The sequence below is a fragment of the Lysobacter sp. F6437 genome, from assembly GCF_052547215.1.
In genome coordinates this window covers 962,424-976,630 of sequence record NZ_JBQWRB010000001.1, presented here as the reverse complement: position 1 = coordinate 976,630, position 14,207 = coordinate 962,424, and the positions used below count along the sequence as shown (strand labels likewise).

Here is a 14,207-nt window from a genome sequence, read left to right as displayed (position 1 = left end):
ATCCGTCAAATGACGTGACCGCCGCGGTCAGTCGGTCATCGCGGCGGAGAACCGGTAGCCCGAGCCGCGCACGGTCTGAATCATGCCGTCCAGTTCATACGGCTCCAGCGTCTTGCGCAGCCGACGGATGTGCACGTCGACCGTGCGTTCCTCGACGTAGACGCTGCCGCCCCATACGTGGTCGAGCAGTTGGGTCCGGGAGTAGACGCGCTCGGGATGGGTCATGAAGAAGTGCAGCAGCCGGTATTCGGTGGGTCCGATCTGGACCGGCTGGTCCGGGCCGCGGGCCTCGCCACTGACTGCCTCGCCACGGGCGAACACCCGGTGCGCCAAACCGTCGATCCGCAGCGCGCCGACGTCGATGCTGCCGTCCTCGTCGTCCTCGCGCGAGCGTCGCAGCACCGCGCGGATCCGGGCCAGCAGTTCGCGTGCCGAGAAGGGTTTCACCACGTAGTCGTCGACCCCGGCCTCGAGGCCGCCGACACGGTCGTTCTCCTCCCCGCGCGCGGTCAGCATGATGATCGGGATCTCGCGGGTCAGCGACTCCTTGCGCCAGCGCCGGGCCAGCTCCAGGCCACTGGTGCCGGGCAGCATCCAGTCGAGCAGGATCAGGTCGGGCACGCGGTCGGCGATCGCGGCCTGGGCCTCGCGGGCGTCGCCGGCGTGGACCGGGTCGTATTCGCCCTTGCGCAGGGCGAAGGCCACCATGTCGCGGATGGCGGGTTCGTCTTCGACGATCAGGATGCGTTTCTGCACGGGTCACCGAGGGGCAGGGGCGGAGGCCTTCCCGGGAGGCGGTGTTCCGGCCATGCCCCGAGGCCGCCCCAGTACACTACCGTTTTGTGACACGACCATGACAGCGTCGCGGGACTGTCACGATGCTCAGCGCCGGTCGAGCACCTCGTCATAGATGCCCTGGCGGTGCAGTTCGAGTACCACCGGCGTGATCTGCGCGATCCGGGCCTCGATCCGGGCGCGTGCGTAATAGTCGACCTCGGGCCGCTTCTTCAACGTATTCAGCTGGATCAGTGCCTGTTCCGCGCGACCGCCCAGGAAGGCCGCCTCCGCATAGGCCTCGCCGGCGCGGACCGGTTCCCCGGCGACCTCGCTGGCGCGCGCATAGATCCGCTGGAACGCGGGGTCGTCCGAGGACCGCGCCAGCAATGGCCGCAATACCGCCTGGGCATGCTTGCCTGCTTCGGTGGTGTTGCGTTCGGACAGCACCTGGGCATAGGTCAGGGCGACGGCACGGTTGTTGGGCGCGCGGGCGAGCAGGCTGGCGAACCGTTCGTCCGCGGCGTCGCGCTGGCTGCCGCGGGCCTGCGCCTCGGCCAGCCCCAGCTCGATCCAGAGGTCGCCGGGACGATCCTCGAGCAGTGCCGCCAGGTCGTCGATCGCCGCCGCGATTTCATTCGCGCGCAGGCGGGCAACCGCCCGCCCGTAACGTTGCGCCTCGTCCAGCTTGCCGCTGCGGGCCAGCTGTTCGTATTCGCGCAGGGCCGCGCGCGGGCTGTCCGCGCTCAGCACCCGCAGTCGCTCGCGGGCCAGCTCGAACTCGCCGGTACCGCCGCGTGCCAGCACGTCGCTGGAAATCGTCAGGCCGCCGGGAAGCAGCGGATTGTCGGTGGCGATGGGGGCGGCCGTGAAGCCGCCGCCGGAGCGTTGCAACTGCTCCGAACGCGACTTCGCCTCGCTGATGCGGGTGGTGGTGACCGGGTGGGTCCGCAGGTAGTCGGGCGTGTCGTAGGCCCCGGCCCCGTTGGCCCGCGAACGCGTCTGCATGGTGACGAAGAACTCGGCCATCGCGTCGGTGTCGTAGTGGCTGCGCGACAACGTCTGGATGCCGAGCCGGTCAGCCTCGTGCTCGTTGGACCGGGTGTAGTTGATCTGGCGCTGCTGCATCAGGCCGAGGCCGGACACGATCGCCGCCTGCGCCGCGTCGTCGCTGGAGTTGCCGCCGGCCGACTGGGCCAGCACCACCGCGCCGAGCATCGCCAGCAGGATCGGCAACTGGTCGCGCTGGGCGCGTTCGACACCGCGCAGCACGTGTTCCTGGCTGACGTGGGCGATTTCGTGCGACATCACCGCGGCGACTTCGTCCTCCCGCTCCGCCGCCAGCACCAGGCCGGCGTTGACCGCGACGTAACCGCCCAGCGTGGCGAACGCATTGATCTCGCGCTGGCGCAGCATGAAGAAGGTGAACGGTTGGCGTGGCGAATCGCTGTTGGCAGCCAGGCGCGAGCCGAGGCTGTCGAGCCAGCTGTCCACCAGCGGGTCCTCCAGCACGTAGTCATAGTGGCGCAACTGCGCCAGCATCATGGCGCCGTATTGTTCCTGCTGGTGCGGCGTCAGCAACTGGCCCGCCGACGAGCCGATATCTGGCAACGAGTCCTGGGCCGGTGCGCAGACGCTGGCCAGGGCGAGGGTGGCGGTGGCGGTGAGCAGGACGATGCGGCGCAAGCTTGACTCCCTGGAGGCGCTGGACAGTTGCGGCGGCCGTGGCGGCGGGCTGGAAATGCCGGGATCGAGGACCCATATCCGATGACACGTCCAAACGCGACCATTCGACCACATCCGGTCGTCCGAGTTCATTAACACAACCCCACGCAGGAGAATCGTCTTGAGCGACACAACGCCCGCCACCCCCGGGATCGTCATCTACACGTCCGCGGTCTGCCCGTACTGCGTTGCCGCCAAGAACTTCCTCAAGAGCAAGGGCCAGGCGTGGACCGAGGTCCGGATCGACCAGGACCCGGCCGAGCGCGAGAAGATGATGGCGTTGACCCGGCGTACCAGCGTGCCGCAGATATTCATCGGCGATACCCATGTGGGCGGCTATGACGACATGATCGCGCTGCACCGCGAGGGCAAGCTGGAACCGCTGTTGGAAGGTGCGGCATAATTCCGCGGTTCACACACGGCGCCGTACGGGCTTTTGCCGGCCAAGTGCCGCGCCCCCCAGCAGGAAGAATCCCCCAATGACGCAGACCATAACGGTCATCCGTGGCGACGGTATCGGCCCGGAAATCATGGACGCCACCTTGCACGTGCTCGACGCGATGGACGTCGGCCTGCAGTACGAATTCGCCGACGCCGGCCTGGTCGCGCTGGAGAAGACCGGCGAGCTGCTGCCGGCGGCGACCATGGACTCGATCCGCAAGAACCGGGTGGCGCTGAAGAGCCCGCTGACCACCCCGGTCGGTGGCGGCTTCTCCTCGATCAACGTCGAGCTGCGCAAGCGCTTCGACCTGTACGCAAACGTGCGCCCGGCCAAGTCGTTCCCGAACACCAAGTCGCGCTTCCCGACGGGGGTGGACCTGATCACCGTGCGCGAGAACACCGAAGGCGCCTACAGCGCCGAAGGCCAGGCGGTGTCGGAGGACGGCGAGACCGCCACCTCGATCACCAGGACCACCCGCCGCGGCTCCGAGCGGATCGTCCGCTACGCCTTCGAGCTGGCCCGCAGGACCGGCCGCAAGAAGGTCACCGTGGTGCACAAGGCCAACATCCTGAAGTCGACCTCCGGCCTGTTCCTGAAAACCGCGCGCGCCGTCGCCGCCGAGTACCCGGACATCGAGTGCGACGAGATGATCGTCGACAACACCTGCATGCAACTGGTGATGCGGCCGGAGCAGTTCGACGTGATCGTCACCACCAACCTGTTCGGCGACATCATCTCCGACCTGTGCGCCGGCCTGATCGGCGGCCTGGGGCTGACCCCGGGGGCCAACATCGGCACCGATGCGGCGATGTTCGAAGCCGTGCACGGCACCGCGCCGGACATCGCCGGGCAGGGCAAGGCCAACCCGTGCGCGCTGCTGTCGGCGGCCGCGCAGATGCTCGACCACCTCGGCATGGCCGACAAGGCAACCCGCCTGCGCGACGCGATCGTCGCCACGCTGGAGGCCAAGGACAACCTGACCCCCGACCTGGGCGGGCAGGGCGACACCATGGGTTTTGCCAAGGCGATCGCCAGCCGGGTCTGAGGCGATATCCACGTGATACCGGACGGGGCGCCATGAGCGCCCCCTTTTTTTGGGGGACTGCCGGTGCACGGCCCGGCGATATCGGGCTCTTGTAGGAGCGGTTTTAGCCGCGATCGGATAATCGTTCGCCCGTACCAACTCCGGATCGCGGCTAAAGCCGCTCCTACAGTGTTCCACCAGCATGCTCGACAGGGGTGGCGGGTCGCGGCACAATCGCGCTCTTGTTTCTTTCCATCCGAATAAAGCGATGAATGATTCGCGCCCACCGGTTCCCGCCCCGCGGCCCAGCCCCATCGCGCTGACCCCGTTGCTGCTGTTCCTGCTGCTGTTCTTCGGTGCGGGGCTGTATTTCACCGCGCAGGGCGAGGCGATGGGGTTCTACCAGTTGCGTGCGCCCGTCGCGATCCTGCCGGCGCTGGCGCTCGGCGCGTGGCTGGCGTGGCGCCGCGGGATCAAGCCGGTCGATACCCTGCTCGAGGGCATGGGCCACAGCAACGTCATGCTGATGGTGCTGGTGTTCCTGCTGGCCGGCGCCTTCGCGAGCGTGACCAAGGCGATCGGCGCGGTCGACGCGGTGGTTGCGCTCGGCCTCGGTGCGTTGCCGCCGGCGCTGATCCTGCCGGGGCTGTTCGTCGTCGCTGCGTTTGTGTCGCTGTCGATCGGCACCTCGATGGGCACGATCGCCGCGGTGGTGCCGATCTCGATCGGCCTGGCCGACGCGGCCGGGATCGATCAGGCGCTGGTGCTGGGCGCGGTGGTCGGCGGGGCGATGTTCGGCGACAACCTGTCGATCATCTCCGACACCACCGTCGCCGCGACCCGCAGCCAAGGGTGCCGGATGAACGAGAAGTTCCGCGAGAACTTCAGGATCGCGCTGCCGGCGGCGCTGGCGACCGTCGCCCTGTTGGCGGTGCTCGGCGACGCCGCGCCGGTCAGCGCGCCCGAAGCGGCGTCGGCCTGGCTGGTGTTGCCGTACCTGGTGGTGCTGGTGCTGGCACTGCTCGGCCTGGACGTGGTGCTGGTGCTCGGCCTCGGCCTGCTGGTGGCCGGCGTCTTCGGTTATGTGCTGGCCGATGGTTACGACGTGATCAGCTTCGCCAGCGATATCTACGCCGGTTTCGAGAGCATGGTCGAGATCACCCTGCTGTCGATCCTGATCGGCGGACTGGCCGCGTTGATCAAGGCCAATGGCGGCCTCGAATGGCTGGCCGCGACGATCGCGAAGTTCGCCCGTGGCCATACCGGTCGCCGTGCCGGCGAGATCAGCATCGCCGCGCTCGCTGCCGGCGGTGACGCGCTGACCGCCAACAACACCGTCGCGATCCTGGTCGGCGGCGATCTCGCCCGCGACATCGCCCGGCGCCATGGCGTGACCCCGCGTCGCGCCGCCAGTGTGCTCGACATCTTCTCCTGCGTGGTCCAGGGCGTGCTGCCCTACGGCGCGCAGATCCTGCTGGCCGGCTCGCTGGCCGGCCTGTCGCCGCTGCTGATCGCCGGCAAGGTCTGGTACTGCTGGCTGCTGGCGCTGGTCGCGATCGGCTTCATGCTGTGGCCGACGCGCGCATCACGGCTGGCCGGCGGTGCACCGGGCGGAGCCGCGCCAAAAGGTGCCGGCGGCGCATGAAAAAGGGCGCCGAAGCGCCCCTTTCCACATCGACCGGCTGGTGCCGATGAAGCTGGCGACTCAGCGCGACTGCAGCTTCGACAGCAGCCGCAGGAACTCGATGTACAGCCACACCAGGGTGACGATCAGGCCGAACGCGCCGTACCACTCCATGTACTTCGGCGCGCCCTTCTCGACGCCGGTCTCGATGAAATCGAAGTCCAGCACCAGGTTCAGCGCCGCGACCACCACCACCACCAGGCTGAAGCCGATACCGACCAGCCCCGACTCGTGGATCATCGGGATGTTGATGCCGAAGAAGCCCAGTACCATGCTCGCCAGGTAGACCAGGAAGATGCCGCCGGTCGCCGCCGCCACGCCCATCTTGAAGTTCTCGGTGGCCTTGATCAGGCCCGAGCGGTAGCAGAACAGCATCGCGAACAGGGTGCCGAAGGTCAGCAGCACCGCCTGCATGACGATGCCTTCATACATGTGGTTGTACATCGCCGAGATCGCGCCGAGGAACAGGCCCTCGACCACCGCGTACAGCGGCGCGCTGACCGGCGACCATTCCTTCTTGAAGATCGTCACCAGTGCCAGCACCAGCCCGCCGATCAGCCCGCCCCACATGTAGGGTGCGGCGCCGACGATCCCGGCCGGGGTCGACACCTGGCTCCAGGCGAACGCCGCGCTGAACACGCACAGCAGCAACAGCATGCCGGTCTTGTTGACCGTGCCGTTGAGGGTCATGACGTTGCCGTCGTCGCGCACGATGGCGCCACTGCCGAGGTCGAGGAAGGTCGACTCCTTGAGAGCCGGGTTGCCGCTGCGAATCATGGGAATTGCCCCGTGGATGCTTTGATGAGTGTCTGGTGGCGAGCATACACGGGCCCGGCCGTGGCCCGCCGACAGCGCCTGAACTCGTTGACACCGGCGTGGCGCGCGCCCAAAATGACCGGCCTTTCGCGGCACTGGCGTGCAACGAGGGCCCGGATCGGGGCATAGCGCAGTCTGGTAGCGCATCTGGTTTGGGACCAGAGGGTCGGGGGTTCGAATCCCTCTGCCCCGACCATCTAGCGGCGCCGGTAAGATGCTTGCAGGCGCCCGTAGCTCAACCGGATAGAGCACCGGCCTTCTAAGCCGGTGGTTGCAGGTTCGAGTCCTGCCGGGCGCGCCAGTCGATGCGACAATGCTTCATGTTGTAGTGGTTGTTTTCCGTGGTGGATGTAGCTCAGTTGGTTAGAGCACCGGATTGTGATTCCGGGGGTCGCGGGTTCGAATCCCGTCTTCCACCCCACTTGCAGTTCAGCGCAAGTGTTGATTCCAGGCAGGGACTTCCTGCTACAATTCACCGCTTAGCGGGCCGTTAGCTCAGTTGGTAGAGCAGTTGACTCTTAATCAATAGGTCCAAGGTTCGAATCCTTGACGGCCCACCAAATCGGAAAAGCACCTGGTTCGCGCCAGGTGCTTTTTTCTTTGTCCGGAACCCTCCGGGCGTGACGGCGGCGACGGCGGAGGCCTAGAATCGCCTCGCGCCGGCCGCGTCCGGCCCGGCATCGCGAAAGTGGCGGAATTGGTAGACGCCCTGGCTTTAGGTGCCAGTGCCGCAAGGCGTGCGGGTTCGAGTCCCGCCTTTCGCACCAACCCGGGCAGGCAATCGGCAGCCGGGCAGTCCAAACGAGCGTTCGCGAGCCGCGCGCTGTCCGCTGGGTGGTTTTGCTCGTGTCGGCCCCTTTCGCACGGCCACCTCGCACAACTGGCGGCCGCGCCCGGAATCAGCGAAACTATTGCGTTCCGCCGCGGGCGCGGGGTGGCCGCGTGGCCCGCCGGGTCCCATCGAAAGTTCGTTCATCAAATCAAATCATCGTGCCGCGGTTGTCCGCCGCGGTTGCAGGAGTGGATATGCCAGCCTTGGAACAGCCCGCGTCGGTCGAGTCGATCGGCAACCTCGAACGCCGCATGACCTTCAGCCTTCCGGCCGAGCGCCTGGAGAGCCAGGTCGGTGGCCGCCTGCGCGAGATCGCGAAGGGCGCCAAGATCAAGGGCTTCCGCCCCGGCAAGGTGCCGACCAAGGTGATCGAGCAGCGTTTCGGCCAGCAGGTCCGCGCCGAAGTGCTTGACGGCCTGCTGCGCGAAAGCTTCGGCACCGCCGTGCGCGAGAACGAGCTGCAGATCGCCGGCAACCCGAAGATCGAGCCGGTCACCGAAGGCGAGAACCTCGCCTATGTCGCCACCTTCGAGGTGGTGCCGGACTTCGGCGAGATCGATGTTTCCGCGCTGAAGGTGATCCGTCACACCGCCGAGGTGAAGGACGAGGACATCGACGCGATGGTCGAGAACCTGCGCCTGCAGCGCCGGACCTGGAACCCGGTCGAGCGCGGCGCGCAGACCGGCGATGCGGTCGAGCTGGAAACCTTCTCGACCGTCGATGGCGAGCGCCTGCCGGCGGAGGGTGCCGAACGCGGCGCCACCGTGATCGGTTCGGCCGCGATGTTCCCGGCGATCGAGGCGGCGCTGGTCGGCCTCAAGGCGGGCGAGGACAAGGACGCCGAGGTCGAATTCCCGGCCGAATGGCGCGTGCCGCAGTTCGCCGGCAAGAAGGTCACGGTCAACGTCAAGGCGACCAAGGTATCCGAGCCGGTCATGCCGGAAGTCGACGCCGGTTTCATCAAGAGTTTCGGCATCAAGAGCGGCGACGCCGAGCAGTTCCGCGCCGACATCCGCAGCAACCTGCAGCGCGAGCTCAAGGGCGCGCTGATGGCGCGCCTGCGCCGCGAGGTCGGCGAGCAGTTGATCGCGACCTATGCCGGCGTCGAGATGCCGGCCAAGCTGGTCGAGAACGAGGCCCGCGACATGGCCAACAATGCCGCCGAGCAGGCCCGCCGCCAGGGTCGCAAGGTCGATGTGCCGGCCAACGCCCACGAGCAGTTCCTCGACGTGGCCCGCAAGCGCGTGCTGGTCGGCCTGCTGGTCGGCGAGGTCGCGCGCCGCAACGAACTCAAGCTCGATCCCAAGCGCGTCAACGAGACCCTGCAGCTGATCGCCTCGACCTACGAGGAGCCGCAGCAGGTGATCGACCTGTACCGCCAGGACCAGCAGCTGATGTCGGGCCTGCAGGGGCGGGTGATGGAGGAGCAGGTAATCGACTGGATCGCCGAGCGTGCCCAGCACACCGAACAGGCGATGTCGTTCAGCGACGCGATCCGGCAGTAAGCTGCAACCGGCCCGCTTGCTGGCGGGCCGGGCGCCTCTTGCGTTGGCGCGGACCGGCCGCATATCGACTGCTCCGGGCCAAAGCCCCACCACGTCATTCAACAGGTGCCGTCCAGATGGATAACCGAACCCAAGCGCTGAACCTCGTGCCGATGGTGGTCGAACAGACCAGCCGCGGCGAGCGCGCGTACGACATCTACTCGCGCCTGCTGAAGGAGCGGGTGATCTTCCTGGTCGGCGGCATCGACGACCACGTCGCCAACGTCATCGTTGCGCAGATGCTGTTCCTCGAGGCCGAGAACCCCGAGAAGGACATCAGCCTGTACATCAACTCGCCCGGTGGCGTGGTCACCGCCGGCATGGCGATCTACGACACCATGCAGTACATCAAGCCCGACGTGAGCACGATCTGCGTCGGCCAGGCCGCCTCGATGGGCGCGCTGCTGCTGGCCGCCGGTGCCAAGGGCAAGCGCTACGCGTTGCCGAACTCGCGGGTGATGATCCACCAGCCGCTGGGCGGCTTCCAGGGCCAGGCCAGCGACATCGAGATCCACGCCCGCGAGATCCTGGCGTTGAAGCAGAAGCTCAACGAGGTACTGGCCAAGCACACCGGCCAGGCGCTGGAGACGATCGCCCGCGACACCGAGCGCGACAACTTCAAGAGCGCCGAGGCCGCCCGCGACTACGGTCTGGTCGACCAGGTGCTGGAGCGCCGTCCGGACGAGTCGATCCAGGCCGGGTGACGATTACCGGGCGGCAGGATCGCACGGCGGCAACCGGCGCCCGGCTGGACTCCAAGTTATTGATCCAGAATGATTTGCAGCCTCCGGCACGGCCCAATGGCCGCCCGGAACGCTGTGCTATTCTCGGATCGCGACACGGACCCGCCTCCGCAAGGCGGGTCCGGCAAATGAACCTTCAGGCATACGCATGACCGACGACCGACAGGGCCGCAGCACCGGCGACAGCACCAAGATCTTGTACTGCTCGTTCTGCGGCAAGAGCCAGCACGAGGTCCGCAAGCTGATTGCCGGCCCCAGCGTGTTCATCTGCGATGAGTGCGTCGAGCTGTGCAACGACATCATCCGCGAGGAACTCGAGGAGAAGGCGCAGTCGGCCCGCAGCCACCTGCCCAAGCCCAGGGAGATCCTGGAAGTCCTCGACCAGTATGTGATCGGCCAAGCGCGTGCCAAGCGCACGCTCGCGGTCGCCGTGTACAACCACTACAAGCGGATCGAGAGCCGGCAGAAGAACGACGACGTCGAGCTGGCCAAGTCCAACATCCTGCTGGTCGGCCCGACCGGCTCGGGCAAGACGCTGCTGGCCGAGACGCTGGCGCGCATGCTCAACGTGCCGTTCACCATGGCCGATGCCACGACGCTGACCGAGGCCGGTTATGTTGGCGAGGATGTCGAGAACATCATCCAGAAGCTGCTGCAGAAGTGCGACTACGACGTCGACAAGGCGCAGCAGGGCATCGTCTACATCGACGAGATCGACAAGATCTCGCGCAAGTCGGACAACCCGTCGATCACCCGCGACGTGTCGGGCGAGGGCGTGCAGCAGGCGTTGCTTAAACTGATCGAGGGCACCGTCGCCAGCGTGCCGCCGCAGGGCGGGCGCAAGCATCCGCAGCAGGAATTCCTGCAGGTCGACACCCGCAACATCCTGTTCGTGGTCGGAGGTGCGTTCGCCGGCCTGGACAAGATCATCCAGCAGCGCAGCACCGAGGCCGGCGGCATCGGCTTTGGCGCCAAGGTCAAGAGTTCCGAGCGCAAGACCGAGATCGGCAAGGTGCTGGCCGAGGTCGAGCCGGAAGACCTGATCAAGTTCGGCCTGATCCCCGAGTTCGTCGGCCGCCTGCCGGTGGTCGCGACCCTGGAGGAACTGGACGAGGAAGCCCTGGTCACCATCCTGACCGAGCCGAAGAACGCGATCACCAAGCAGTTCAAGAAGCTGTTCGACATGGAAGGCGTGGAACTGGAGTTCCGCCCCGACGCGCTGGTCGCGATCGCGCGCAAGGCGCTCAAGCGCAAGACCGGTGCGCGCGGCCTGCGCACCATCGTCGAGTCGGTGCTGCTCGACACCATGTACGAGCTGCCGTCGCTTGAGAACGTCAGCAAGGTCGTCGTCGACGAGTCGGTGATCGACCACAAGACCGAGCCGTACCTGATCTACCAGACCCCTCCGGCCGCCGCGCCGCAGAAGGCCGCTTCGGGCGACTGAACCGCCCGATCCGCAGGTTCGACCCCGACAGCCGCTTGCACCCGCAAGCGGCTGTTTTATTTGGGGAATACGCGACCCCAAGCCAGCTGAACGCACGCGTTGCTTGCATCCTCGCGCGCCGGCCCCCATAACCGTGGCCAAGGCCCCGGCAAAGCCGGCGCTTGCCCATTTCCGGCCCGGCGCCACGCGTGCCCGGCCACCTGATGTCCCGGAGCCATCCATGACCGAATCCCTCGATCGCGACCCCGTCGAGCGCGAAGTGCTCGACCTTCCCGTGCTCCCACTGCGCGATGTCGTGGTGTTCCCGCACATGGTTATCCCGCTGTTCGTCGGCCGCGACAAGTCGATCCGCGCGCTCGACCAGGCGATGGAGGCCGACAAGCGGATCCTGCTGGTCGCGCAGAAGACGGCCGAGACCGATGACCCGGCCGGCGACGACCTATACGAGATCGGCACGCTCGCGCACGTGCTGCAACTCCTGAAGCTGCCCGATGGCACCATCAAGGTGCTGGTCGAGGGCGTGTCGCGGGTCCGGGTCGGTGCGATCGTCGAACGCGATGGTGCCCTGGCCGGCCATGCCGATCCGATCGAGCCGGTGGTCGACCGCGAGGAACGCGAACTGGAGGCGATCACCCGTTCGCTGATGGGCCTGTTCGAGCAATACGTCAAGACCAACCGCAAGCTGCCGCCGGAATTGATGCAGACTCTCTCGGGCATCGAGGAGCCGGGCCGCCTCGCCGACACCATCGCCGCGCACCTCGGCGTGCGCATCGGTGACAAGCAGAAGCTGCTCGAGACCGACGGGATCGGCGCGCGGCTGGAGCAACTGGTCGGACTGGTCGACGGCGAGATCGACGTCCAGCAACTGGAGAAGCGCATCCGCGGCCGGGTCAAGGGCCAGATGGAGAAGAGCCAGCGCGAGTACTACCTCAACGAGCAGATGAAGGCGATACAGAAGGAACTGGGCGAGATCGACGACGCGCCCAACGACATCGAGGAGCTGACCCGCAAGATCGCCGCCGCCGGCATGCCCAAGCCGGTCGAGGCCAAGGCCAAATCCGAGCTCAACAAGCTCAAGCAGATGTCGCCGATGTCGGCCGAGGCCGCGGTGGTGCGCAACTACCTGGACTGGCTGCTGGGCGTGCCGTGGAAGAAGCGCAGCAAAGTGCGCAAGGACCTCAAGGCAGCGCAGGACGTGCTCGACGCCGACCACTTCGGACTGGAGAAGGTCAAGGAACGCATCCTCGAATACCTCGCCGTGCAGACCCGGGTGAAGCAGATGAAGGGCGCGATCCTGTGCCTGGTCGGGCCGCCGGGCGTGGGCAAGACCTCGCTCGGCCAGTCGATCGCCAAGGCGACCAACCGCAAGTTCGTGCGGATGAGCCTCGGCGGCGTGCGCGACGAGGCCGAGATCCGCGGCCACCGCCGCACCTACGTCGGCTCGATGCCGGGGCGGATCGTGCAGAACCTCAACAAGACCGGCACGCGCAACCCGCTGTTCATGCTCGACGAGATCGACAAGATGTCGATGGACTTCCGTGGCGACCCGTCATCGGCGTTGCTGGAGGTCCTCGACCCCGAGCAGAACCACGCCTTCAACGACCACTACCTGGAAGTCGACCTGGACCTCAGCGAGGTGATGTTCGTCGCCACCTCCAACTCGCTCAACATCCCCGGCCCGCTACTGGACCGGATGGAAGTGATCCGGCTCCCGGGCTACACCGAGGAGGAGAAGGTCAACATCGCGATGCGCTACCTGCTGCCCAAGCAGATCAAGGCCAACGGGTTGAAGCCCGACGAGTTGAAACTGGCGGAGTCGGCGGTGCGCGACATCGTGCGTTACTACACACGCGAGTCCGGCGTGCGCAACCTCGAGCGCGAGATCTCGAAGATCTGCCGCAAGGTGGTCAAGGAAGTCGCGTTGGCCGGTCCGCAGAAGAAGGCGAAAACTACCAGCGTCAACTCCAAAAACCTCGACAAGTACCTGGGCGTGCGGCGCTTCGACTTCGGCCGCGCCGAGGAACAGAACGAGATCGGCCTGGTAACCGGGCTGGCCTGGACCGAGGTCGGTGGCGAGTTGCTGCAGGTCGAGACCACCCTGGTGCCGGGCAAGGGCCAGTTGATGCTGACCGGCCAGTTGGGCGACGTCATGAAGGAGTCGGCCTCGGCCGCGTTGTCGGTTGTGCGTGCGCGCACCGAGCGGCTCGGGATCGACCTGGACTTCCTGCAGAAGCAGGACGTGCACGTGCACGTGCCCGAGGGGGCGACACCCAAGGACGGTCCCAGCGCCGGCATCGCGATGGCCACCGCCCTGGTGTCGACGTTGACGCGCAACCCGGTGAGGGCCGAAGTCGCGATGACCGGCGAAATCACCTTGCGTGGCCGCGTGCTGCCGATTGGCGGACTGAAGGAGAAGCTGCTGGCGGCGCTGCGTGGTGGCATCACCACGGTAGTCATCCCGGAAGAGAACAAGAAGGACCTGGCAGACCTGCCCAGGAGCGTGACCCAGGGACTCAAGATCATCACCGCCAAGTGGATCGACGAAGTGCTCGACGTGGCGCTTGAGCGTCCGCTTACCCCGATGCCTGCCTCGGGCGGTGGGGTCCTGCCGGTGCACGACAAAAACGAACCCGCTTCCCGGGCTGGCGTCAAGCACTAATCGGCATGATCCGACGCAAAATGCATGAATCGGCTGAAACCCGCGTCATTGCTACGTTTCCGGCTTGCACCCCCAAAATGCCGCTGGTATAACAACTGGCAACCGCACCACAGCGACGCCCATGTCCTGCGGTGCGGCAAGGTCGGTCGAAGGCTCGCCGTGCGCGGGGGGTGCTTCGATTCTCAGAACAATGCGGGCCAATCCGCACAGGGAGTCCAAACGAATGAACAAGGGTGATTTTGTTGCCAGCGTCGCCGACGCTGCAGAGCTGTCCAAGACCGACGCCGCCAACGCAGTAGACGCGATGGTCAGTGTCATCACCAAGGCCCTCAAGAAGGGTGACACGGTGACGCTGGTCGGCTTCGGTACCTTCCAGGTCCGCAAGCGCGCCGCTCGCCAGGGTCGCAACCCGAAGACCGGTGAGGCGATCAAGATCAAGGCGTCGAAGAACCCGGCATTCAAGGCTGGCAAAGCCCTGAAGGACGCTGTAAACTAAGCAGCTTGCCCGCCGATGCTGAAC

At 66.5% G+C, this 14,207-nt stretch carries 11 protein-coding genes and 5 tRNA genes; 13 read left to right on the top strand and 3 right to left on the bottom strand.

The window, feature by feature from the left end; translation table 11 throughout:
* Positions 1-27: 27 nt before the first annotated feature.
* Both phoB and ACT9F5_RS04545 read right to left on the bottom strand, forming a co-directional pair.
* Positions 28-756 (bottom strand): phosphate regulon transcriptional regulator PhoB, encoded by a 729-nt coding sequence (gene phoB, locus ACT9F5_RS04550; protein ID WP_445118719.1) that lies wholly within the window; start codon positions 754-756, stop codon positions 28-30.
* A 126-nt stretch (positions 757-882) separates the two neighbouring features.
* Positions 883-2,574 (bottom strand): M48 family metalloprotease, encoded by a 1,692-nt coding sequence (locus tag ACT9F5_RS04545; protein ID WP_445119497.1) that lies wholly within the window; start codon positions 2,572-2,574, stop codon positions 883-885.
* Between the two features lie 40 nt (positions 2,575-2,614).
* On the opposite strand from ACT9F5_RS04545, the gene grxC reads away from it, so the two are divergent.
* From grxC to ACT9F5_RS04530, 3 genes are all read left to right on the top strand, one after another.
* On the top strand, positions 2,615-2,902 hold the full coding sequence (gene grxC, locus ACT9F5_RS04540; RefSeq protein ID WP_445119496.1) for a glutaredoxin 3: 288 nt from the start codon (positions 2,615-2,617) through the stop codon (positions 2,900-2,902).
* Between the two features lie 76 nt (positions 2,903-2,978).
* On the top strand, positions 2,979-3,986 hold the full coding sequence (locus tag ACT9F5_RS04535) for an isocitrate dehydrogenase (protein ID WP_445118718.1): 1,008 nt from the start codon (positions 2,979-2,981) through the stop codon (positions 3,984-3,986).
* 247 nt (positions 3,987-4,233) lie between these two features.
* Positions 4,234-5,610 carry a Na+/H+ antiporter NhaC family protein gene (locus ACT9F5_RS04530; RefSeq protein WP_445118717.1) on the top strand — a complete coding sequence of 459 codons (1,377 nt, stop codon included), beginning with the start codon at positions 4,234-4,236 and terminating at the stop codon, positions 5,608-5,610.
* 60 nt (positions 5,611-5,670) lie between these two features.
* Here the strand turns inward: ACT9F5_RS04530 and ACT9F5_RS04525 are convergent, their stop codons facing one another.
* Complete coding sequence (locus tag ACT9F5_RS04525) at positions 5,671-6,426, bottom strand: Bax inhibitor-1/YccA family membrane protein (RefSeq protein ID WP_445118716.1); 756 nt, start codon at positions 6,424-6,426, stop codon at positions 5,671-5,673.
* A 158-nt stretch (positions 6,427-6,584) separates the two neighbouring features.
* Here ACT9F5_RS04525 and ACT9F5_RS04520 point away from each other — a divergent pair.
* From ACT9F5_RS04520 to ACT9F5_RS04475, 10 genes are all read left to right on the top strand, one after another.
* A tRNA-Pro gene (locus tag ACT9F5_RS04520) sits at positions 6,585-6,661 on the top strand.
* A 28-nt stretch (positions 6,662-6,689) separates the two neighbouring features.
* Positions 6,690-6,766 (top strand) — tRNA-Arg (locus ACT9F5_RS04515).
* A gap of 43 nt (positions 6,767-6,809) precedes the next feature.
* Positions 6,810-6,886, top strand: a tRNA-His gene (locus tag ACT9F5_RS04510).
* A 63-nt stretch (positions 6,887-6,949) separates the two neighbouring features.
* Positions 6,950-7,025 (top strand) — tRNA-Lys (locus tag ACT9F5_RS04505).
* A 122-nt stretch (positions 7,026-7,147) separates the two neighbouring features.
* Positions 7,148-7,232, top strand: a tRNA-Leu gene (locus ACT9F5_RS04500).
* 259 nt (positions 7,233-7,491) lie between these two features.
* Positions 7,492-8,802 carry a trigger factor gene (gene tig, locus ACT9F5_RS04495; protein ID WP_445118715.1) on the top strand — a complete coding sequence of 437 codons (1,311 nt, stop codon included), beginning with the start codon at positions 7,492-7,494 and terminating at the stop codon, positions 8,800-8,802.
* Positions 8,803-8,918: 116 nt separating this feature from the next.
* Complete coding sequence (gene clpP / locus ACT9F5_RS04490; RefSeq protein ID WP_445118714.1) at positions 8,919-9,545, top strand: ATP-dependent Clp endopeptidase proteolytic subunit ClpP; 627 nt, start codon at positions 8,919-8,921, stop codon at positions 9,543-9,545.
* A 187-nt stretch (positions 9,546-9,732) separates the two neighbouring features.
* Positions 9,733-11,028, top strand: a complete 1,296-nt coding sequence (clpX, locus tag ACT9F5_RS04485; RefSeq protein ID WP_445118713.1) for an ATP-dependent Clp protease ATP-binding subunit ClpX — start codon at positions 9,733-9,735, stop codon at positions 11,026-11,028.
* 220 nt (positions 11,029-11,248) lie between these two features.
* Entirely contained in the window at positions 11,249-13,687 is a 2,439-nt protein-coding gene (lon, locus tag ACT9F5_RS04480) for an endopeptidase La (RefSeq protein ID WP_445118712.1), read from the top strand.
* Positions 13,688-13,910: 223 nt separating this feature from the next.
* A complete protein-coding gene (locus tag ACT9F5_RS04475; protein ID WP_445118711.1) occupies positions 13,911-14,183 on the top strand; it encodes an HU family DNA-binding protein in 273 nt (90 codons plus the stop codon).
* Positions 14,184-14,207: the final 24 nt, after the last annotated feature.

Excerpts from the sequence above, each read along its gene's own strand:
- ACT9F5_RS04525 (WP_445118716.1), bottom strand. The coding sequence starts at position 6,426 with ATGATTCGCAGCGGCAACCCGGCTCTCAAGGAGTCGACCTTCCTCGAC.
- ACT9F5_RS04475 (WP_445118711.1), top strand. The coding sequence starts at position 13,911 with ATGAACAAGGGTGATTTTGTTGCCAGCGTCGCCGACGCTGCAGAGCTG.
- ACT9F5_RS04545 (WP_445119497.1), bottom strand. The coding sequence starts at position 2,574 with ATGTGGTCGAATGGTCGCGTTTGGACGTGTCATCGGATATGGGTCCTC.
- lon (WP_445118712.1), top strand. The coding sequence starts at position 11,249 with ATGACCGAATCCCTCGATCGCGACCCCGTCGAGCGCGAAGTGCTCGAC.
- ACT9F5_RS04535 (WP_445118718.1), top strand. The coding sequence starts at position 2,979 with ATGACGCAGACCATAACGGTCATCCGTGGCGACGGTATCGGCCCGGAA.
- clpX (WP_445118713.1), top strand. The coding sequence starts at position 9,733 with ATGACCGACGACCGACAGGGCCGCAGCACCGGCGACAGCACCAAGATC.
- ACT9F5_RS04530 (WP_445118717.1), top strand. The coding sequence starts at position 4,234 with ATGAATGATTCGCGCCCACCGGTTCCCGCCCCGCGGCCCAGCCCCATC.
- tig (WP_445118715.1), top strand. The coding sequence starts at position 7,492 with ATGCCAGCCTTGGAACAGCCCGCGTCGGTCGAGTCGATCGGCAACCTC.
- clpP (WP_445118714.1), top strand. The coding sequence starts at position 8,919 with ATGGATAACCGAACCCAAGCGCTGAACCTCGTGCCGATGGTGGTCGAA.